Annotated in this window: 17 protein-coding genes; 6 read left to right on the top strand and 11 right to left on the bottom strand. The window is 70.0% G+C overall.

All coding sequences use genetic code 11. The annotated features are described in order from the left end of the window. Positions 1 to 10 precede the first annotated feature (10 nt). The gene (locus tag EF834_RS15285; RefSeq protein WP_127948067.1) at positions 11 to 370 is read right to left on the bottom strand and encodes a DoxX family protein; all 360 of its coding nucleotides are present in this window, start codon (positions 368 to 370) and stop codon (positions 11 to 13) included. Continuing rightward, a complete protein-coding gene (locus tag EF834_RS15280; RefSeq protein ID WP_127948066.1) occupies positions 367 to 663 on the bottom strand; it encodes a hypothetical protein in 297 nt (98 codons plus the stop codon). Before EF834_RS15280 ends, EF834_RS15285 begins: the two co-directional genes overlap by 4 nt. Positions 664 to 753: 90 nt before the next feature. On the opposite strand from EF834_RS15280, the gene EF834_RS15275 reads away from it, so the two are divergent. Then, positions 754 to 1,638: a sigma-70 family RNA polymerase sigma factor gene (locus tag EF834_RS15275; RefSeq protein WP_127948065.1), complete on the top strand. Its 885-nt coding sequence runs from the start codon at positions 754 to 756 to the stop codon at positions 1,636 to 1,638. A 96-nt stretch (positions 1,639 to 1,734) separates the two neighbouring features. Here the strand turns inward: EF834_RS15275 and EF834_RS15270 are convergent, their stop codons facing one another. From EF834_RS15270 to EF834_RS15260, 3 genes are all read right to left on the bottom strand, one after another. After that, the gene (locus EF834_RS15270) at positions 1,735 to 3,183 is read right to left on the bottom strand and encodes an aldehyde dehydrogenase (protein WP_127948064.1); all 1,449 of its coding nucleotides are present in this window, start codon (positions 3,181 to 3,183) and stop codon (positions 1,735 to 1,737) included. Positions 3,184 to 3,246: 63 nt separating this feature from the next. Further along, entirely contained in the window at positions 3,247 to 4,158 is a 912-nt protein-coding gene (locus tag EF834_RS15265; protein WP_127948063.1) for an ROK family protein, read from the bottom strand. Between the two features lie 107 nt (positions 4,159 to 4,265). Continuing rightward, positions 4,266 to 5,021: a class I SAM-dependent methyltransferase gene (locus EF834_RS15260; RefSeq protein WP_127948146.1), complete on the bottom strand. Its 756-nt coding sequence runs from the start codon at positions 5,019 to 5,021 to the stop codon at positions 4,266 to 4,268. Positions 5,022 to 5,181: 160 nt separating this feature from the next. Between EF834_RS15260 and EF834_RS15255 the strand changes: the two genes are divergently transcribed. Continuing rightward, positions 5,182 to 6,429, top strand: coding sequence for a glycosyltransferase family 4 protein (locus EF834_RS15255; protein WP_127948062.1), 1,248 nt, complete (start codon positions 5,182 to 5,184; stop codon positions 6,427 to 6,429). Here EF834_RS15255 and EF834_RS15250 read toward each other — a convergent pair. Further along, positions 6,334 to 8,109: a hypothetical protein gene (locus EF834_RS15250; RefSeq protein ID WP_127948061.1), complete on the bottom strand. Its 1,776-nt coding sequence runs from the start codon at positions 8,107 to 8,109 to the stop codon at positions 6,334 to 6,336. The two genes, EF834_RS15255 and EF834_RS15250, sit on opposite strands and share 96 nt — an antisense overlap. A gap of 32 nt (positions 8,110 to 8,141) precedes the next feature. Between EF834_RS15250 and EF834_RS15245 the strand changes: the two genes are divergently transcribed. Then, on the top strand, positions 8,142 to 9,353 hold the full coding sequence (locus EF834_RS15245) for a polysaccharide biosynthesis protein (RefSeq protein ID WP_127948060.1): 1,212 nt from the start codon (positions 8,142 to 8,144) through the stop codon (positions 9,351 to 9,353). A 187-nt stretch (positions 9,354 to 9,540) separates the two neighbouring features. Further along, positions 9,541 to 10,200, top strand: a complete 660-nt coding sequence (locus tag EF834_RS15240) for an MIP/aquaporin family protein (protein ID WP_127948059.1) — start codon at positions 9,541 to 9,543, stop codon at positions 10,198 to 10,200. 109 nt (positions 10,201 to 10,309) lie between these two features. Here EF834_RS15240 and EF834_RS15235 read toward each other — a convergent pair whose 3' ends face one another. Then, entirely contained in the window at positions 10,310 to 11,467 is a 1,158-nt protein-coding gene (locus tag EF834_RS15235; protein ID WP_127948058.1) for a DUF3068 domain-containing protein, read from the bottom strand. A 205-nt stretch (positions 11,468 to 11,672) separates the two neighbouring features. Here EF834_RS15235 and EF834_RS15230 point away from each other — a divergent pair, with 205 nt between their 5' ends. Beyond that, the gene (locus EF834_RS15230; protein WP_206615294.1) at positions 11,673 to 12,872 is read left to right on the top strand and encodes an acyltransferase family protein; all 1,200 of its coding nucleotides are present in this window, start codon (positions 11,673 to 11,675) and stop codon (positions 12,870 to 12,872) included. Here the strand turns inward: EF834_RS15230 and EF834_RS15225 are convergent. The 4 genes from EF834_RS15225 to EF834_RS15210 are packed head-to-tail and all read right to left on the bottom strand — an operon-like array spanning position 12,779 to position 18,991. Continuing rightward, the gene (locus tag EF834_RS15225) at positions 12,779 to 17,095 is read right to left on the bottom strand and encodes an alpha-(1->3)-arabinofuranosyltransferase domain-containing protein (protein WP_408014522.1); all 4,317 of its coding nucleotides are present in this window, start codon (positions 17,093 to 17,095) and stop codon (positions 12,779 to 12,781) included. The genes EF834_RS15230 and EF834_RS15225 overlap by 94 nt on opposite strands. 10 nt (positions 17,096 to 17,105) lie before the next feature. Next, positions 17,106 to 17,279 (bottom strand): DUF2613 domain-containing protein, encoded by a 174-nt coding sequence (locus EF834_RS15220; protein WP_127948057.1) that lies wholly within the window; start codon positions 17,277 to 17,279, stop codon positions 17,106 to 17,108. 17 nt (positions 17,280 to 17,296) lie between these two features. After that, positions 17,297 to 18,469, bottom strand: a complete 1,173-nt coding sequence (locus EF834_RS15215; protein WP_127948056.1) for an isochorismate synthase — start codon at positions 18,467 to 18,469, stop codon at positions 17,297 to 17,299. Positions 18,470 to 18,523: 54 nt separating this feature from the next. Then, complete coding sequence (locus EF834_RS15210) at positions 18,524 to 18,991, bottom strand: universal stress protein (protein WP_127948055.1); 468 nt, start codon at positions 18,989 to 18,991, stop codon at positions 18,524 to 18,526. A gap of 130 nt (positions 18,992 to 19,121) precedes the next feature. On the opposite strand from EF834_RS15210, the gene EF834_RS15205 reads away from it, so the two are divergent. After that, positions 19,122 to 20,300, top strand: coding sequence for a glycoside hydrolase family 3 N-terminal domain-containing protein (locus EF834_RS15205; protein WP_127948054.1), 1,179 nt, complete (start codon positions 19,122 to 19,124; stop codon positions 20,298 to 20,300). The last annotated feature ends 11 nt before the right edge of the window (positions 20,301 to 20,311 follow it).

The raw sequence follows: 20,311 nt of genomic DNA, 5'->3' as shown, positions 1-20,311 counted from the left end.
TTGGCTCAGTTCATGCGCCACCCATGACAAGGATGAAGTAGGCGGTGGAGGCGCCCGCGAGAAGCAAGTAAAGGCCCGGGAAGGCGACGTTGTAGACCCGGGCTCTGATGCAGACGGCGACGGCTCCGACGAAATACACCGTCAAACCAATACCGGCCGCGACCCCGACCCACGGCAGTGCAAGGAGCCCGACGACGAGTCCGATCGCGCCGACGAGCTTCGCCGTACCGAGATGCGGCAAAGCGGCGACCGGGACCCCCACGTCGGCGGAGTTCTTCAGCACGAAGTCGGCCTCGAGGTAGTCGGCGACCGCGATGAAGGCGTTCGCGACGATGCACAGCAGCGTGGCGATGAACAGTGCGCCGATCATGCCGAGTACCTGCCGACAATGGTGTGCGGCCTCGGAGTCACGTCGTCGTCGGTCCAGCTGGGCAGGTGGCTGCGGTACTCGAGGGCCGCGGGTATCGACAACAGTGGGTTGTCGGCGCCATCGGGTAGTTCGAGAATCAAGGTGAACACCGGTTCGTCGGCTTCCCGCAACGCCAGGTACCGCATTGCGGGGGGAGCGGTCTCATGAACCGCCGTGAAGATGGCCTCGATCTGCTGTGTGACCTCGGGGATTTGCTCCGGTGCGGTGCGGAACCGGACTATCTGTAGGCTCATGTCTGGGTTTCTCCTTGGTGCGATCAGTTGGGTCGAGAGATGGTGCTCTCGTCCGTCCCGACGTCTCGCGCCCCGGAAAGGTGACACCTGGTGGTATCGGTTGCGGATTTCGAAGCGGCGCGGCCGCAGTTGACCGCGGTCGCGTTTCGGTTGCTCGGCTCGATACCGGACGCCGAAGACGCCGTGCAGACGACGTGGCTGCGGGCGGACGCTGCTGACTCCAGCGAGGTCCGGAACAGTCCGGCATGGTTGACGACGGTGGTCACCAGGGTCTGTCTCGACCACTTGCGGGCGCGAGGCCGGCGCCGCGAGGAGCCGTTGCTTTCCGACATGATCCCCGCGGAGGCCGTGGCTGCGGACGAACAGTACCTGCAACGTGAGAACGTCTCTCGCGCACTGATGGTGCTCCTCGACCGCCTGACACCCACACAACGTGTCGCCTACGTCCTCCACGACCTCTTCGGCGTCCCGTTCAGGGAGATCGCGGACACGCTCGACACCACCGCCGCCAATGCCAAGAAGCACGCAAGTCGAGCACGACAGCGAGTGGGCCAGCCCGGCCCGAACGTCCCCGGCCCGAACGTCCCCGGCCCGAATGTCTCAGACGTCCCGGCCGACAGTGCCGTAGTGAACGCGTTCCTCATGGCCGCCGCCGGCGGCGACATCAACCAGATGATCGCCCTCATGACCGACGACTGCACACGAACAGTCGATCCGGCGCTCGTGCCTCCCGGCACCGCAACCACCGTCACCGGTGCGCAGGCGATTGCCGAGGAGACGACACTGTTCGCCGATCGCATCCTCGCGAGCACTCCGATGCTCGTCAACGGCCTCCCCGCGCACGTCATCGCGCCCGGGGGTCACCTGCTCGCGATCATCGACATCCAAACCCGGAACGGCCGAATCGACCACATCACCATCACCCGGGCGCCCGAGTCCAGCTTGTTCGCGATGGACTCGTCGCCGACGAACTGACCCGCCGGCCCAACGTCCGCAGTCGCCCGTACCGGGAAACACGTCAGGCGCGGCCCCGCAACGAGCGGGGCCGCGCCTGAGGAAGATCCGTGAAGCCTAGCCGGTGTAGCCGGGCGGCATCAGGACGGACTTGGTCTCGCAGTACTCCTCGAGTCCCTCGGGGCCGAACTCACGACCGATGCCGGACTTCTTGTAGCCGCCGAACGGAGAAGTCGGATCGACTGCGTACCAGTTGATCGCGTAGGTGCCGGTGCGAATCTTCTTGGCGATCTCGATGCCCTTGTCGATGTCGGTGGTGAACACCGAACCGGCCAGGCCGTAGTCCGAGTCGTTGGCGATCTTGATCGCGTCGTCGACGGTGTCGTAGGGGATCACCGACAGGACCGGGCCGAAGATCTCCTCGCGGGCGATCGTCATCGAGTTGTCGACGTCGGCGAAGATGGTCGGCTCGACGAACCAGCCCTTCTCCAAGCCGGCCGGGATTCCGCCGCCGACGACGAGGCGGGCGCCCTCTTCCTTGCCCTTCTCGATGTAGCCGAGGACCTTGTCGCGCTGCTTCTCGGTGATGATCGGGCCGAGCTGCGCGGCCGGGTCGTCGGGCATGCCCATCGGCATGAAACCGGAGAACTGCACCATGGCGTCGATGATCTCGTCGTAGCGCGAGCGCGGCGCGAGAATCCGGGTCTGGCCGACGCAAGCCTGACCGGAGTTCATCAGGCCGGACATCATCAGCATCGGCATGGTGGACTGAACGTCCATGTCCTCGAGGAGGATTGCGGCGGACTTGCCGCCGAGCTCGAGTGAGCAACTCTTGAGCTGGTCGGCGGCGATGGCACCGATCTTGCGTCCGACGGCGGTGCTACCGGTGAAGGTGACCTTGTCGACGTCGGGGTGCGAGACGAGGTATTCGCCGGTCTCGGCGCCGCCCGGCACGATCGACAGCACGCCCTCGGGAACGCCTGCCTCGGTGAAGATCTCGGCGACCATGTTCGCGTTGAGCGGTGTCTCCGGCGCCGGCTTGAGCACGACGGTGCAGCCGGCCAGCAGAGCCGGGGCAAGTTTGTTGATCGCGAGGAACAGCGGGACGTTCCAGGCGATGACGGCGCCGACGACGCCGACCGGCTCCCGGTAGACGCGGGTCTGGCCGAACGGGCCCGTCCGGACGTCCTCCCACGAGAAGTCGTTGGCGAGGCCCGCGTAGTAGTTGAGCGTCGCGAGCGTCGGGATCTTCTGCATCATCTCCACGCCCGACGGCGGCGCGCCCATCTCGTTGGAGATGGTGGAGACGAGTTCGGCGGCCCGCTCCTCGATGAGCTTGGCGGCCTTGGCGAGGATCTCGCCGCGTTGCGCGGGTGTGGTCTCGGCCCACGTGCCGGACTCGAGCGCCGCACGCGCGGACGCGACGGCGGCGTCGATATCGGCCGGTGCCGCGACGGGAACACTTCCGACACGCTCCTCGGTCGCGGGGGAGAACACCTCCAGCCTCTGGTCAGTGGCCGGCGCGACCCATCGTCCGCCGATGAAGAGTTTGTCGTAGTCGGTCATTAGATCATCCTTGGTCTCGTGGAGTGCCGCAGATCACAGACTAGAACACGTTACAACGAGTTGTCAGGGGGTGCGGCACGAGCCATCAGTCAGGTTGTCGATCGCGAGCAGGCCGGCGCCGGTGAGGGTGCCGAGAACGCCGAGTTCGGCAGGGGCGAGCCGCAACTCACGCAGGAACGACAGCCGCGCGTGAGCGGTCGCGGTCGCGGTCATCGGGTCCCACAGCACGGGTCCCGCCTGGGCGAAGCCGCCGCCGACGACGATGAGGTCGACGTCGAGCAGCGCCGCGGCGGACGCGAAGGCCTCGCCGAGAGCGGTCGCGGCCCGCTCGAGGGCGGCGACCGCCGTCGGTTCGCCGAGTTCGGCGTCGACGGCCAGGTCGGCGCCGGTCGCGCCGACCCACCCGTTCGCGCGGGCCCAGCGCAGTGCCGCCGACCCGCTCGCGATGGTCTCGAGGCAGCCGACGGCTCCGCATCCGCAGAGCTCCTTGCCGCCCGACACCGCCATGTGGCCGATGTGACCAGCGTTTCCGGTTCGCCCGCCGTCGATCCGGCCGCCGCGGATCAGCCCGCCGCCGACTCCCGTCGACACCACGACGCCCAGCAGATCTGCGGTGCCCCGGCCCGCACCGCGGCGGTGCTCGCCGAGCGCGGCCGCGGCGCCGTCGAGAGCCAGGGCGACCGTCGCCGACGGGAACAGGCTCCGGACGGCGTCCACCAAGGGGAAACCATCGCGCCACTCCGCGACGTTGACCGGTGCAACCGTGCCGGCACCGGTGTCGACCGGGCCCGCGGATGCGATGCCGACAGAGGTGACCGTGGCGTCGCCGGCGATCTTGCGCAGCAGCGAGGCGCACGCATCCCACACCCGGGACTTGGGTGTCGGGACGGTCACCGGGTGTTCGAGCGAGCCGCCGGACACCACCCGAGCCGCTGCCATCTTGGTGCCGCCGACGTCGAGTGCGAGTGCGGTCATGCCTTCGAGGCTAGTTACCCGCGCGATGTCGGGTGGCCGAGATTCGATCTCAGTGCCTGCGAAACAGCGTCACTGCCTGCGAACAGCCCCAGTACATGCGGACAACCTCAGCGCTTGCGGACAACCAGGACCAGGTTGCTCACCAACACCTCGCGCAGAACGGGGACTTTCACCATCCACCAGGCCCAGCGCGGGTGGTAGCGCGGGAAGGCGGCGAGGACATCACCACCGGTCTGGGCTTTCGCCCACTCGAGCCCGTCCTTCGCGCCGATGTCGAACAGCGAGACACCGAACCGGTTCTTGGGCTCCTTGCCTTGCTTGCGCTTGTAGCGGCGGGCCGCGTATTCGCCGCCCAGGTAGTGCCACGGTCCGGTCTCGTGCCCGCCGAACGGACCCCACCAGAGCGTGTACGACAGCACCATCAGACCGCCGGGGCGCGTCACCCGGAGCATCTCCTCGGCCATCACCCACGGCTGGGCGACGTGTTCGGCGACGTTCGACGAAAAGCACACGTCCACCGAACCGGTGCGGATCGGCAGGGCCAACCCGGAGCCGCGGATCGAGTCGCCGACGGTGAGACCGGCCGCGTGCATCTCCGACGGGTCCGGTTCGACGGGGATGTACCTGGCGCCGGCCTTCCCGAAGGCGTCGGCGAAGTAGCCGGGGCCGCCGCCGACGTCGAGAACTTTCGTGCCTGTCAGATCCGCGTCGGTGAGTCCGCGGTGGAGGTCACCGATCAGTTCGACCGAGTCCCGCGCGAGTGCGCCGTAGAACACGTCGGGGTCGGACTGTTCGTACCGGAAGTCGCTGAGCAGTCCCACCGACCGCTTCAGGGTTGCGCGGCGGGCGAAGAAGCGGGTCACACGGGGTGCGCGGGCGGCGGTCACGGGAGGAACCTTAGCGATCGGACGTATCGTGGCCCCCCGCTCACCGGGTTTCGCTGCAGACGGTAGAGTGCGCCGGTCCAGCGGATAAGGTGTGTCGCAGGTGACCGTCTAGCCAAGCCGAACAGGGGGCAACCACGTGCGAGAGGTTCTCCTGCTTTGCTGGCGCGACACCGGGCATCCCCAGGGTGGCGGCAGTGAGCGGTACCTCGAGGAGGTCGGGGCCGGGCTCGCGCGCCGCGGCATCAAGGTGACCCTGCGCACCGCCGGCTATCCAGGCGCCCCGCGTGAGGAGATCGTCGACGGCGTTCGGATCAGCCGCGGCGGCGGTCGGCTGACGGTGTATCCGCGGGCCCTGGGTGCGATCGTCGCCGGGCGTCTCGGTTTCGGTCCGCTCGCCGGTCTGCGCCCCGACGCCGTCATCGACACTCAGAACGGCATCCCGTTCTTCTCACGCGCCGTCGCCGGTGCTCCGGTTACGGTGCTCGTCCACCACTGCCACCGCGAGCAGTGGCCTGTCGCCGGTCGACTGATGGGACGGGTCGGCTGGTGGATCGAGTCCTGGCTCTCCCCGCGTGTACACCGCGACAGCCAGTACCTGACGGTGTCGCTGCCGTCGGCCGACGAACTCACCGATCTGGGCGTCGAGCGTGACCGTATTGCCGTAGTACGCAACGGTGCCGATGCGATGCCGACCGCGGTCGAGCCCGGCGGCGGCCACACCCGCACCGCCGAGCCGCGCGTGTGCGTGCTGTCGCGGCTGGTACCGCACAAGCAGATCGAGGACGCCCTCGCCGCCGTCGCGCAGCTGCGACGGACCATCCCGGCTCTGCATCTCGACGTCATCGGCGACGGCTGGTGGGAGCACAACCTGCGTGAGCGTGCCGTCGAACTCGGCATTGCCGACGCGGTGACCTTCCACGGCCACGTCTCGGAGGAACGCAAGCACGAACTGCTCGCGCAGTCGTGGGTGCATGTGATGCCGTCCCGGAAGGAAGGGTGGGGCCTCGCGGTGATCGAGGCGGCGCAGCACGGCGTCCCGACCGTCGGCTACCGCAGCTCCAAGGGGCTCACCGACTCGATCATCGACGGAGTCACCGGCCTGCTCGTCGGTGGCCACTCTGACGAACCCGGGTCCGATGCCCGCGCGGTTCCGGCGCTGACGACCGCCGTCGAATCCCTGCTGCTCGACGCTGAGTTGCGTGCCGACCTCGGCGACAAGGCCCGGCTGCGGGCACGGGAGTTCTCGTGGGAGCAGACCGCTGCCGGTGTGCACACGGTGCTCGCGGCGTCAGCTACGGGACGGCACGTGTCGGGTCTCATCGCGGGTGCCGAAGCCGGGACGGTTGCGTCGGCGGGACCGCAGGCGGGACCCCAGGGCGCCTAGCGCGCCCCCCACCAGCAGCGTCGCCCACACCAGATGCGCCGCGACGGCGGGTGAGCGATCTTCCGGCGGTGCCGCGACCGCCCCCGGAACCCGGTACAGCGCCAGCTCGTCGTCCGACCACACCGGTTCGAGCCGGTCCAGGGTGCGTTGCGAGTCACCCAGCGGACCCGGAGTGGTGCGCTCGACGAGTACCCACCCCACCTGTTCGCCGACGAGTTCGTCCGGCGCGGCCCCCGACAGCAACAGCTCCTCGACGCGTGCGGCCCGCGCTCCCTCGCCCTCGACGGTCGACGCCCGCCCGACCACGAGTTGCCCTGTCTGCAGCACGTCCACCGGTAGCATCCGCGGTGCCGGGTCGAGAACGGGCGCATCGCCGCTGTAAGGGAACATGCGGAACATCCCGGTCGGTAGGACAGCGACGTCGCCGCGTTCCGGCGACGCCTCCAGCCGCTCGACGACCTGCTGCCACGACGCGGGGTACTGCACGGGCTTCAACGCCCCTCCGACGCCCCACCCGAGGTCGGGCAGCGCCAGGACGACGGCCACAACGGCGGCGACCGGGACCGCGGCGGGCACCGAGACCCGCGCGCTCAGCGACCGCACCCCGGCGGCCGCGGCCAGCACGTACAGCGGCGCAGCGAGCGCCACCCACTTCTGGGTGTCGCGCAGCAGCCCGGCGCCTGGCACGTGCACGACGGCCCACTCGCCGACCGCCAGACCCCAGCCGGTGGCGGCCAGCGCGGGCAACAGCACCGCCGCCAGCGCCAGCACCGCGAGCGCGACGACCACCGGATTGCGTCTGCGCCGCCACAGCGCGGGCAGCCCGCACGCGATCACCGCGAGCAGCAGGATGGTTCCTCCCAGCGCCCACAGTGACGTCCGCGACGTCGGCACGGCGTCGCCGTTCCAGATCCCACCCAGCCCCGCGAGGCTGCCGATCGTGGCGAGGCCGGGCTCTGCACGGGAGGCGAATGCCGCGACACCTGCCGGGTCGGACGTCGCCCCGCCGCCGGACACGGCCGTTGCCACCAGCCAGGGCGCCGACGCCGCCACGACGACCAGCACCGTCCACAGCAGGCGGGGCGCCCTCGCGCTGCGCCCGCCGGGGGCTCCCAGCACGGCTAGCGCGACGACGGCCGCAAGGATCGCGCCGGTCGGGGTCAGGCCGGCGGCTGCGAGGCTCAGCGTCAGCACCCACCAGCCGCCACGGCGTCCGCGCCGGATCCAGACCGCCGCGCACACGATCCACGGCAGCGCTGCGTAGCCCGTGAGCAGGCTCCAGTGCCCCTGCAGCAGGCGTTCGCCCACGTACGGGTTCCACAGCATCACCGTCGACGCCACCAGTTGCGGCCCCAGCCCAGCACCGGGCAGCAGGACCGTCACCAGGCGGGCGGCGCCCCAGCCGGCCAGCCACAGCGCCGCGAACAGGATCGTCTTGACCACGACGCCGCCGTCGATGACGGAACTGAGCACCGCGACCAGCCAGTCCTGCGGGACGGCGCGGGCTGCGGCGTCGGTGAGGCCCAGTGCCGAGTCGGTGAGATACGACCGCGGGGTGCTCACCGCGTCGCGGAGCAGCAGGTAGCCGGGGCCCAGCAGCGGGCCCAAGATCAGCACGGCCAGGGCCGCGCTGTACAGGATCGGCACCGCCCGGGTGGGTGTTGTGCGCCGTGCCGTCATGACGCGCACTGTACTGGTGCGATCATGGGCGAATGCCACGCCAATCCCTGTCCGGCTCGACCGTCGTCGCCGGGATGACGATGGTGACGATCGGGTCGATGACGGCGAACATCGCCGCCTACCTGCTTGCGCTCGCCGGGCTGCGCTGGCTCGGCCCCGCCGGGTACGGGGAGTTCGCGAGCCTGCTCGCTGCGCAACTGGTCCTCGCGGTGCCGGCGCTGGGGTTGCAGACCGTCGTGGCCCGCGAAGTGGTGCACGGTAAGCCCGAGGCGGCTTTGCGGGCGCTCGGTTACCGCAGCGCAGCGATCGTCGGCGCCGTCGCGGTCGCGCTGGTGCCGTTGATGTCGTGGGCGCTCGACACGAGCCTCGGTGCGACGTCGGCGGCTCTCGTTGCGGCGCCGCTACTGGTGCTGCTCGCCACCGAACAGGGGCTGCTGCAGGGCACCGGCCGGTTCGCGGAACTGAGCGTCGTGCTGGCCGGTGCCGGGGTCGCGAGGGTGGCTCCGGCGGTCGCGGTAATGGCGGTCGGCGGTGGTCCGGGGCCGACGCTGCTCGCCGGAGCGGTCGGTACCGGGGTGATGGCGTTCGCGGCCCGTCTGATCGTGGCGCGCGTGTCCGGCGAGCGTGAACAGGGTGGCGGGGCCGTGATCGGCGTCGCGACGGTGCTGCGGGCGTCGCAGGTGCAGCTGGCGCTGATCGCGCTCTCGTCGATGGACCTCGTGATCGCCCGTGCGGTGCTCGACTCCCACGACGCCGGCCTGTATGCGGCCGGGGCCGTTGTGACCAAGGCCGCGTTCTGGCTGCCGCAGGCGATCGGGGTGGTGCTCTACCCGAAGATGGCGAACCCCAAGCAGTCCGCGTCGGCGGTCCGATCGGCGGTCGGGGTCCTGGTCGCGCTCGGTGCCGTCGTAGTCGTCGGCGCCGTCGTGGCCGCCCCGCTCGCGCCGATCCTGTTCGGCGAGGACTACGCGCCGGTGCAAGGCATCCTGTGGATGTTCGCGTGGAACGGGGCGGCGCTCGCGGTGCTGCAGGGTGTGCTGCTGTCGGCGATCGCGGGGGAGCGCACCCATCTCGCGATCGTCGCGTGGGTGGGCCTCGCGGTCGAGGCGGCGCTGATGTTCACCGTCGCCGACACGGTCCGCCAGTTCGTCGCGGTCGCGATGTGCGTGGCGACGGTGACGGCCGCTACGGTGGCGGTGCTGGTGCTGCGCAGCGCTCGGTCCGCCGGCGTCCCGACACGCTAGGCCGCCGCCACCGGCCGGGCCGGCCACACCACGAACATCGCGAAGATGGCCGCTGATCAGGACAAACGGCGCGAGGAACACCGTCTCCCGGCGAAACGAGAGGTGTGTTCGGATTCAGGACCACGCCTGGTGGATCGTTGAGAGCCGGAACTTGACGGGATCAACCCATGTGGCTGAACGTAGATAGATGACCGGTGAACGCAATGTTCGCGCGAGGTACACGATCGAGGCGATCGGTACGTTCTTCCTGGTGCTCACCGTCGGAGCCGCTGTAGGCAGCGGCAGCCCGTTCGCCCCGTTGGCGATCGGGGCGACCCTGATGGTGATGATCTACGCCGGCGGGCATATCTCCGGTGGACACTTCAACCCGGCGGTGACCTTGGCCGTGCTGCTACGGCACCGGATCGGACTTCGTGACGCCGTCGGGTACTGGATCGCCCAGCTAGTGGCCGGGCTCCTCGCAGCTGTAGTGGTACGTGCGGTCGTGTTTCCGGTGCAGGACGAGACTGCCGCGACACTGACGCTGGAGGGTCGCACCCTGCTGGCCGCTTTCGTGGTGGAACTGCTGTTCGCGTTCGCTCTGTGCTTCGTGGTGCTCAATGTCGCCACCAGCAAGGACCATCCGAACAACTCGTTCTACGGGCTGGCCATCGGATTCACCGTGGTGGCGGGGGCATTCGCGGTCGGAGCGATCTCAGGCGCCGCGTTCAACCCGGCGGTTGCAGTCGGCGCCGCCACGATGGGATTGTTCGCTTGGTCGACGCTGTGGGTGTACCTGTTGGCCCAACTCCCGGCTGCCGTCGCTGCCGGAACCCTCTTCCTTGCGCTGAACCCCGACGATCGGTGATCGCGGCTTGGATCGGTGACCGCAGCGGCAGTGGCGCAGGTTGACGCATATACGGCCGGGCCCCGCACGGTGATCCGTGCGGGGCCCGGTGGTCAAGGGGTGGCTGGGGCTACTGCTGGCGCGGCGGCTCCGTGAAACCACGCTCGTCGAAATCGCCCTTGTCCATCTGCACCGTGGGGAACTCCTCTGTCTGGTCGGACGACGCCCATTCGTCCTTACCGGCCTGCCCCGACCCGGCGGGCGGGGTCGCCGGACCACCGGCGACGGCGCCCTTGTCGCCACGGCCACCGCGGATGCCGATCACGATACCGGCGATCAGTGCGATCGCGCCCAGGATGCCGGCGACCAGAGGCACCGTCCGACTGGCCAGCGCCAGCTGGTCCTGGCCGTCCTTGGCCTGGCTGATCTGGCTCTCGATGGTGGCCTCGGTGAACGGCAGGGTGGCCTGGAGGACGGTCACGTCGGGCTGGTCCTTGTCGCGGGCGTAGTACTGGTACATCTGCTCCTGGCCCTTGATGACGATGCCCGTGATCGGGTCGACCCAAATGTCGCGCTGGTTCTGGTACCAGCGGATCATGGTGACCGGCTCTTCTCCGCCAAGGCCGAACGTCTCGGCGGGCAACTCCAGCCTGTAGGTGGGGTCGCCGACCGCCTGGAACATGTCGGTGGGTTCGATCACCTGGCTGTAGTGGTAGACCTTCATTCCGTTGATCTCGGTTTCCTCAACGAAATTGATGTCCTGGCTCTTGCGGATGTTCAGGTCGAAATACGGGTAGCTCTTCTGCTCCGCGTCGAACGGCCACTTGTACTGCAGGCCGGTGTGGGAGACCTCCTGGGCCGGCGCGTCGAGCGATATCTGGATGGTGCCCACGGGCGGCTCCACCGGCATCGCGCTCACCCGGTCGACGGTGACCCGGTCGACGCTCGCCGTGAGCAGACCGGTGTCACCCTGCTTGTCGGTGCGGATCACCGCCTGGCCGGCCTGCATCGAAACAACCTCGGCGTCGGACGGCTGCTCGGCGATGACGTAGCGCTGCGCGACGATCGGCACGTCGTTGTCGACCTGAATCCTGCCCTCGAGCAGGGCCGACGCGTCGAGCACGCTACCGGTGCCGGCGGCGATCGAGGTGACCTCGAGGTCGAGGGGGGTCTTCTTGAGCCTGTCCAAGCTGTACGCCGGAACGAGGATCGCGACGGCCAGTAGGAAGGTCCCGAGGCCTACCAGGACGCTGGCAAGTATCCGGCTCCGGCCTGAGCGCTCGGCCATGCTTTCTCCTAACTCAATGCTGTTGAATCGAGATACCCCCACCGACAGCACGTGCGCTGCGCGGGTCGCACGGTGTCCACTTTGGGACACCACGTGAGCCCAGACACTAACAGTCCCGCTGTCTTGTTTGCGTCACCCACCGGATTTCCGGGGTGATTGCATCGCTCTTTCGCCTGTAAGCAACCTGCAGGCACACTGAACGACGATGAATAGCAATCACCTGCGCCAGACCGCCCCGGTCGGCGACCCCCGCGCCTTCGTACCCGCCCTCGACGGGATGCGCGGGTTCGCGGCGTTGGGGGTGCTCGTGACGCACGTGGCCTTCCAGACCGGCGCCGTCGGGGACCCGGTCATCGGCCGGATCTGGGGGCGGTTCGATCTGGCGGTGGCGGTCTTCTTCGCGCTGTCGGGGTTCCTGCTGTGGCGTCCGCACGCCGGGGCGGCCCGAGGCCTGGGCGCCCCGCCGAGAATCGTCAAGTACTGGACCTCCCGCGCGGCCCGCATCCTGCCCGCGTACTGGGTGGCAGTTGTCCTGGTGCTGGCGTTCCTGCCGTCGGCCGGTGGCGGGTGGCAGGTGTGGACGGCGAACCTGGCGTTGATCCAGGTTTTCGTCCCGCTCACCCTCACCGAGGGGCTGACGCAGATGTGGTCGCTGTCGGTGGAGGTGGCGTTCTATCTCGTTCTGCCGATCATCGCTTTGGCGCTGGTCGGGCTGCGGGGGACCGCTGCGCGGTTCCGGGTTCCGGTGCTGCTCACGGTGTCGTTGGTGAGCCTGGTGTGGGCGTTCCTGCCGGTGCCGACCCCCGCGGGCATCCACCACGACAACTGGCTGCCCGGCTACATCCCGTGGTTCGCGGCGGGCATGCTGCTCGCCGAACTGGCAATGGTCGGCGGGACGTGGGTGCACCGCCTCGCCGAGCGTCGGGTGCTGATGGCGGCGATCGCGCTGGTCGCATTCGGGTTGTCGACGACCTGGCTGGCCGGCCCGGAGGGCCTCGTGCGCCCGGAGCCGTGGCAGTACGCGACCAAGATCGCTCTCGGTGCGGTCATGGGCTTCGCGCTGCTTGCGCCGCTGGCGCTGGCTCATCACCGGCACCGCATTCTCGCCAGTCCCCTCTCACTGGCGGTAGGCCGGTGGTCCTACGGCGTGTTCATCTGGCACCTCCCGGTGCTGACGATCGTTTTTCCGATGTTCGGGATCACGCCCTTCAGCGGCAATTTCTGGTTCGTGCTCGCCGTCACCACGGTGCTGTCGATCGCGGTCGCGTCGGCCAGCTACGCGCTCGTGGAGGATCCTGCGCGGCGCGCCACTCACCGCTGGGAGCGGCGGCGCCAGATCGGAGAACGTGACAGCGGCAGTGCAGCCACCCCGACGCAGACGACGCCGATCAGCGCCAACAGCTGAATCAGGAACGAATGCCCGACGTAGCCGTCGGGGGCCCGCCACGGGCCGGTCGACAGCAGCACCGACGCGGTCACCATTGAAAGGCCCGCGGTGGCGGCCATCACCCGGACGGCGAATACCGCGCCCCTCCACCGCGACAGCCCCAGCGCGCAGCCGGCGACGAGGAGAGCGGTGACGGCGCCCACGAGGCCCGCGACGACGGCAGCAACCGCCACCACCCCGACCGCTGCGGCCCAGGTGCTGCGCCACGGTCGTGGCGGTGGCCCGGGTTCCGTTGCGCGTCGACGCGGAACCAGCGCCAGCAGCGCGAGCGGGATCAGCAGCAGCAAACCGAAGGCGATCCCGGCGCGGTACCAGCGGTCGGTCGGGAAGGTCAGGGTCACGGTGCCGTCCGTCCCGGCGGGCACGATCCAGCCCTGCTGCCACCCGTCGACGACGATCGGCTCGAGCTGCGTGCCGTCGGGTCCGGTCGCCACCCAGCCCACGTTGGTGCTCTCGGGCACAACGAGTAGTTGGTCGGTGCTGGACGCGTCGACGTCGAGTTCCCGCAGGTTCTCGGTCCAGCTTCCGACCGGCGGTGCGGTGACGGACGGGGTCGGCGGCGCCGGCGCCGCGTTCAGTTGCAGGCTGTCGACGGTGAACGCCGGACCGGGCGCGACGACGACGTCCTGGCGGCCCTGCGGCAGCGGAACCGGGCCGGGCGTGCACGGGGTCGCGGTGACCGGCTGTCCGGTCGCCAGCTGCTGCACGGTCGCGGTAACCGACATCCGCATCATCACCCCGCCGACCGACATGGTGGGGCCGGCGTCGCAGCCGACCGTGACGGTGCGCTCCGGCGGTTCGGTCGCGGTGCCCGGCACCGGTCGCCCGTCCTCGCCGAGCGCGACCACTTCGGACAGGCCCGGTGGCTGTGCCTGCAGGAACCCGAGGCCGGTGCGATCGAGCACGCCGTGCCACTTCACCAACGTGAGTTCGATCGTGTCGGTGAGGTGCGGTTCGAGTTCGATGGTGTGGGTGGTGCCGGGCCCCTCGGGGCCGTCGAGGTCGCGGGTCTGCGGGCCGTTACCGAGGTTGACCGCTACCCGCGACGGCGCGGCCGGCAGTTCGCCGGCACTCTCGGTCAGCTGCAGCCCGGATACGACAGTCGGCTGGGGGAGCGTGATCGTCAGCGTCGTCAGTCCGCCCTTGCCCTGCGCGCTGTCCGCGGGCGCCGTCCATGACGTCGCGGGGTTGCCGTCGACGGCCGCGCTCGCGGAGCCGCGCATTTCGACACCGTCGGCGGGGCCGCGCGCGGACACCATCGAGGGGTCGGCGACGATCTCGTCGAGCGGGCCCCCTGCCCGCGGCCGCAACGTCAGCTCCGGGGTGACTGCGGTCGCGTCGGGCACCGACAACGTCCGGCTGAACGTGCCCGGCTCCTCGGGCGGCAGGGCCAGTGCCGGGCTGCAGTGGACGCGGTCCGGGCCGTCGGCACAGCCTGAGCGTCCGGGCAGTTCCTGGCCGAGGTCCCAGCCACGGATCTGCGCGCTCTCCGGGGTCGCGGGCAGCACCGTTCGGTGAACGATCGGAACGGGGACGGGGTCGCCGGACGAGTAGTCGTCGATCGACAGCTCGCTGATCCCGAACTGGAATCCGGGGGACCCGTCCTCGGTATAGGTGGCGAGGATCCGCAGCCACGGCGTCGTGCCCGGCGGCAGCGACACCGACACCGGCTCCCCTGGCCTGTCGATCCTGATCGACGTGGAGGCGTTGGGGGTTTCGACACGGATCCACTTCACCGGTGGTCCGAACGCGGCCGGGCTGGTCGTCAGGTGCAGCATGCCGCGGGTGATCGGGGTGTCCAGGTCCACACGCAGCCACTGGCCGCGCGCGGTCTCGAGGCCGTTGCTCAGCCATGCGGTGGCCGGGTCGCCGTCGACGGTCGCGGCCGGTCCGCTGCCCGGCGCGGTGCCGCCGAGCTGGGTGGCGTCGGCGGCCGAACTCGACACGGTGATCTTCGCGCCCGACCATTCGCCCTGCACCAGCGGTGCGCCCGGGACCGGATAGTCGGGGACCGCGTTGTGCGTGCGGCGCGGGTCGTCGGGGGCGCGCAGCCCGGAGCTGTGGTTGTCGACCTGGCCGAAGTCGGTCTCGCGGGCGGTGGGGGTGTCGGTGATGGTGACTTCTCCGACGTCCCGCCCGGCCCGCTGCGCGTCGCTGGCGAGCAGCACCGGGCCGGTCATGGTGCCGTTCTCGGCGAGCCGCAGCAGCGATTCGGGTCCGCCCTGCACGACGGGGACCGCGTCCAGGTCCACCGTGTACGGCCCGGCGGGCGGTGTCGGGCCGCTCGGCGAGGTGACCCGGTAGATCTCGACCGCCGGGTAGGCGGGCCGCAGGTCACCGTCCACCACCACGTTCTCTTCGTCCACCCCATTCTCGGCGCTGCTGGGCGCGATGTCCTCGCCGAACTGGGCGACCTTGTCCAGTCCGGGCGATCCCTCGACCGCTTGGTGCACCAGGATCGGGCGCGCCGACCGGGACGTTTGCGGGTCCAGGTCGTTGCGGACGACGACGTAGCGGATCCCCTGCCCGAGGAGGGTGTCGGCGAGCCCGGCGGACGGGCGGCCGTCGGAGATCAGCCGCTGCACGGAGTCGAGCGCCCGGATCGCGCCGGGGGGCACGAGCGGGACGGCGTCTCGCGCCGCCCATGGGGTCGACGCCAGCGCCTGCAGCGGTTCGTCGCGGGTCAGGCCCCAGATCTGGGCGCCGAACGGGGCGCCCGGCACGACGAGTGCGCGTTCGTCGTGCGCGTCGGATCCGGAGCCGGAGGCGTTGTCGGCGAGCCACTGCGCCGCGTCGTGCCAGTAAGACGGCACCGCCTCGTACGTGCCGCGGGGGGCGAGCCGGCCGGACCACGCGAGCGACGTCGTGAGGGTGAGCGCGACGAGCAGCAGCGCGGTGACCGCGACCATCGGTTCGCGCTCGGGGTGCGCGAACGCAGTCCGCCACCGTTTCAGCGGCACCGATCCCGGCAGCGGCACCCGCGTGAGCAGGTGCGCGAGGCCGAGGACGAGCGGCAGCCTGACGAGCGGCTCGAGCTTGTGCACGTTGCGCAGCGGGGCGCCGGTGCCGTCGAGGAACGCCCGGACCTGTTCGGCGATCGGGGACCCGAGGTCGCCGACGTAGCCGGCGGCGAGTCCGGCGATGCCGACGAACAGAATCAGCGTCAGTCGGCCCTTGGCGGGCATCCTCCGCATGCACAGCCCGGCCAGCCCGGCGGCTGCGATCAGGCCGGTGGCGACGACGGCGACGGGCTGGGTGACGAGGACCGTGCCCGCCACCCGCTCGGGCGAGACGAACGGCGTCCAGCTGTCCGTGCCGCGCAGAACCTCGGTCAGGGACGTCCACTGTGTCGTGACGCCGGACGATTCGATGTAGTCGAGGAATGGCGGGCTCACCCGGCCGAGCAGCAGCAGCGGGACGATCCACCACACGGTCGCCAGCAGCAGGCAGGGGATCCACCACGCGGTGAACACCCACCAGCGCCGATTGGGGCGGTGCGCGATCCACCACAGGCCCGCGACGAGGCACGCCGCCGCGGTGGCGACCGCGTTGACGGCGCCCATGAGTGCGACGGCGAGCGCCGACTGCGCCGCGAGACGCCCGAGGCTGCGGCCCCCTCGCCAGGTGGGCGAGGTGGCCAGGATCACCGGCAGCAGCACCCACGGGGCCAGCATCATCGGCAGCGACTCCGACGAGATCGAGCCGATCGTGGTGAGCACTCGCGGCGACAGCGCGAACGCGACGGCCGCGACGATGCGGGAGCCGCGGCTGCCGATGCCGAGGGCCTCGGCGACGCGGATGACGCCCCAGAAACCGGCGACGATCAGCAGTGCCCACCACACGCGCTGCGTGATCCACGGTGGAACGCGCAGCAGCTCACCCAGCGCGAAGAAAGCGCCGTGCGGGAAGAAGTAGCCGTAGGCCTGGTTCTGGACCTGGCCGAGCGGCGCGACACTGCTCCATTGGTGCGCGGCGCGCGAGAGGAACCCGATCGGGTTCTCGGTGAGGTCGTACTTCGTGTCGGCGACGATCCGGCCCGGCGATTGGAGCAGGCACAGGACCAGCGCAATGAACCCGGCGCCGATCAGCCAGCGCCGGGTCAGTGGTTCGATCGAAGGTTCGACGGAAGTGCCCCCGCCGGTGGGGCCACCGGCCGAGGGGGAAGTGCGGGAACGCGCGATTCGAGCGGGCTCAGCGGCTGCCGTACTCAACCTGGTTCAGGAGGGAGGAGCTGGCGTTCTCGGAGCGGTCGATGTTCGGAAGGGTGTTCTCCTCCATGGCCGCGGTGCCTCCGAGCACGGCGCCGGCGCCGACGAGTGCACCGATCGCTGCGGCGGCAATGCCGGGGACAAGGAACTTCGCCATCTCGGATCTCCCATGGTTCAAGGCATCGGGCACGGTGGCCGGGCGCCGGCCACTCGTGCATTCGTCACATCCGGGTCAAGGTACCACCCGCCCGCGCCGCGGGTGCGAACGTCCACACCGAGCGTCCCGAGCAGAGTCCCGAGTTTGGTGGTCGTCTCGTCGAGTTCGGCGTCGGGATCGGATCCCGCGACGATTCCGCCCCCGGCCCATGCCAGCGCGGTGGTGCCGTCGGCGTCGATCTCGGCGCAACGGATCGCGACCACCCAGTCGCCGTCGCCGGCCGCGTCGCACCATCCGACGGCGCCGCCGTAGAAGCGACGATCGCCCTCGATCTCGTGGATGGTCTCGAGTGCGCGGTCCGTCGGGGTCCCGCACACCGCCGGCGTCGGATGGAGTCGGCCGGCGAGGGCGAGCGAATGCAGGGACGGGTCACGCAGTTCCCCGCGGATGGGGCTGTCCAGGTGCCACACTTCCCGGGTCCCGGTCAGCTGCGGCGACGACGGGACGTCCAACTCGGTGCACAGCGGCGCGAGCACGTCCCGGATCCAGTCGACGACGTAGGCGTGTTCGGTGAGGTTCTTCGATGAGGTGAGAAGTGCCTCACCCTCGGCTCGGTCGGTGGCGGGATCGTCGCGGCGGGGAGCCGATCCGGCCAGCGGATGACACGTGACGGTGGTGCCGCGCCGACTGAGCAGGATCTCGGGGCTGGCACCGACGAGGGTGTGTCCGACATACCCGTCGCCGGCGGGTGTGAGATCGACCGCGTACCCGTTGGCGGTCTCGTGCCGGGCGATCAAGCGCGCCGCCAGCGCCTCGGGAGAGATCGGGGCGTCGGCGACGAGTTGCACGGCCCGCGCGGCGACGACCTTCTCGAGGTCCCCGCGACGCAACCGCTCGACGAGACCATGTATCCGTGCGACATGTTCTGTGGCACTGGGGATTTCGTTGGCGACCCGGACGGTCGGCAATGCCGCGACGGCCTGCGGCCGCCACGGTCCGGGCGTCCAGGACATCGTCTCGGGTGCGGTGAGCGCGGCCGGCGCGTTCGGATCGAACGGCAGTGCACCCACGATCAGGTCGGCCCGTCCGGCCGCGAGCGCGTCGGCCGCGGCGTTCGCGTCGTCGAATCGATCTCGCGCCCCGGCGGTGCGAAGTGTGCGCGTGGGGCGCGAGAGGAGGAAGCCGTCCATGGTGCTTCGACGATAGTCGGCGCGCCCGGACCGGTGGCCGCGAGGTGCGAGCCGCTAATGGCCCGGAGGGACGATCAGCACCGGACGATGGCTGTGCCGGAGTACGTGGTCGGCGACGCTGCTCTGCAGCAGTGACCGCAGCCCGGTGGTACCGCGGGTCCCGGTGACGATGATGTCCGCGTCGAGCTCGTTCGCGCACTCGACGATCGTCGCCCAGATCGCCGTCGTGGACTCGCGGCAGTGGCCCTCGGCGTTGAGGCCCGCGAGGAGGGCGAGATCCACACCTTCCTCGTTGGTGGACTTCGCGTCGGTGAGTGCGATGTCCTCGGACGTCTCGTCGGGAACCCATTCGGGCTGCATCACCCCGGAGAGCCCGGACATGCGGGCGGCCTGCCGCACCATCGGCTCCCACGCGGTGACGACCACGGCACGTTTCGCGGCGAGGAATCGGCCGGCGTACTCGATGGCCCGCTTGGAGTTCTCGGAGCCGTCATAGGCGATGAGCATGAGATCTGCCGGCACTGTGACCTCCTGAAATCCGGGACGACGCGCTTCGGCGGACTTCGGCGTTCCGTCTTCGAGATTACCTTGCCGTTACCAGCCCCGCTCGGTTCGGAAATGGCTCGGATCGATCTCGGCTACCGTCGGGTCCATGCGAATTCGACATGCGTTCGCCGTCGCACTGTGTGCCGGACTGGCCGTCGGGTGCGCGTCGGGGACCGGGACCGAGACGACGGCTGCCCAATCGACCTCGCCCACGACGACGCAGACAACAACCGAGGCCACGAACGCACCGATGGCGGCATCGCCGTTCGGGTCGGCGGTGTGCGGACCGGCGTTCCTCTCGTCGCTCACCGAGCGGCAGAAGCTCGCGCAGCTTCTGATGGTCGGGGTCACGGGAACCGCGGACGCGCTCGACGTCGTCCGGTCCGAACAGATCGGCGGCATCTTCATCGGCAGCTGGACCGACGAGGCGATGCTCGGGAACGGGGAGATCGCTCAGGTCGCGGACGCGAGTGCCGTGCCACTCATGGTGTCCATCGACGAGGAGGGCGGACGGGTCTCGCGCGTCGGCCAACTCTTCGGCGCGGACCCGTCGGCCCGCGAGGTCGCGCGAACGATGACACCCGAGCAGGCGTACGAGATGGCGCTCGACCGGGGCCGCGAGTTGCGGCGGATCGGAATCACCGTGAACTTCGCGCCCGACGTCGACGTGAGCAGCCAGCCCGACAACGCGGTCATCGGCGACCGGTCCTTCTCCGACAACCCGCAGGTCGTGACAACCTACGCGGAGGCCTACGCGCGAGGGATGCGTGAGGCCGGAATCCTGCCGGTGCTCAAGCACTTCCCGGGCCACGGTTCGGCGTCGGGCGATTCGCACACCGGTGCGGTGACGACACCTCCCCTGGACCAACTGCAGACGTCCGACCTGGTCCCGTACCGGGCGTTGGTCAACACCGACGTCGGGGTGATGCTGGGGCACCTGAACGTCCCCGGCCTGACAACGGGCGATCTGCCGGCGAGCTTGAGCCCGGAGGCGGTCTCGCTGCTCAGGGACGGCACCGGATACGACGCGCCGCCGTTCACCGGGCCGATCTTCACCGACGACCTCAGCGGGATGCGGGCGATCACGGACCGCTTCGACATCGCCCAGGCCGTCGAGCAGGCGCTGTCGTCGGGGGTGACGGTTGCGCTGTGGCTCAGCACCGACGAGGTCCCACAGGTTCTGGACCACCTCGAGGAGGCAGTCGCTTCGGGCCGTCTGCCGTCGTCGCAGGTCGATTCATCGGTGCTGACGGTGGCGCGTGAGAAGGGGGCCGTGACGTGTTGAGGGTCGGATCA

The organism is Rhodococcus spongiicola, assembly GCF_004011835.1.
Lineage (GTDB): Bacteria > Actinomycetota > Actinomycetes > Mycobacteriales > Mycobacteriaceae > Prescottella > Prescottella spongiicola.
This window is presented reverse-complemented; position numbering and strand designations above follow the sequence as displayed.

What these genes read in the sequence shown, in the direction of transcription:
- EF834_RS15285 (WP_127948067.1), bottom strand. Translation starts at nt 370, where the DNA reads ATGATCGGCGCACTGTTCATCGCCACGCTGCTGTGCATCGTCGCGAAC.
- EF834_RS15280 (WP_127948066.1), bottom strand. Translation starts at nt 663, where the DNA reads ATGAGCCTACAGATAGTCCGGTTCCGCACCGCACCGGAGCAAATCCCC.
- EF834_RS15270 (WP_127948064.1), bottom strand. Translation starts at nt 3,183, where the DNA reads ATGACCGACTACGACAAACTCTTCATCGGCGGACGATGGGTCGCGCCG.
- EF834_RS15265 (WP_127948063.1), bottom strand. Translation starts at nt 4,158, where the DNA reads ATGACCGCACTCGCACTCGACGTCGGCGGCACCAAGATGGCAGCGGCT.
- EF834_RS15250 (WP_127948061.1), bottom strand. Translation starts at nt 8,109, where the DNA reads ATGACGGCACGGCGCACAACACCCACCCGGGCGGTGCCGATCCTGTAC.
- EF834_RS15245 (WP_127948060.1), top strand. Translation starts at nt 8,142, where the DNA reads ATGCCACGCCAATCCCTGTCCGGCTCGACCGTCGTCGCCGGGATGACG.
- EF834_RS15240 (WP_127948059.1), top strand. Translation starts at nt 9,541, where the DNA reads ATGACCGGTGAACGCAATGTTCGCGCGAGGTACACGATCGAGGCGATC.
- EF834_RS15235 (WP_127948058.1), bottom strand. Translation starts at nt 11,467, where the DNA reads ATGGCCGAGCGCTCAGGCCGGAGCCGGATACTTGCCAGCGTCCTGGTA.
- EF834_RS15230 (WP_206615294.1), top strand. Translation starts at nt 11,673, where the DNA reads ATGAATAGCAATCACCTGCGCCAGACCGCCCCGGTCGGCGACCCCCGC.
- EF834_RS15220 (WP_127948057.1), bottom strand. Translation starts at nt 17,279, where the DNA reads ATGGCGAAGTTCCTTGTCCCCGGCATTGCCGCCGCAGCGATCGGTGCA.
- EF834_RS15215 (WP_127948056.1), bottom strand. Translation starts at nt 18,469, where the DNA reads ATGGACGGCTTCCTCCTCTCGCGCCCCACGCGCACACTTCGCACCGCC.
- EF834_RS15205 (WP_127948054.1), top strand. Translation starts at nt 19,122, where the DNA reads ATGCGAATTCGACATGCGTTCGCCGTCGCACTGTGTGCCGGACTGGCC.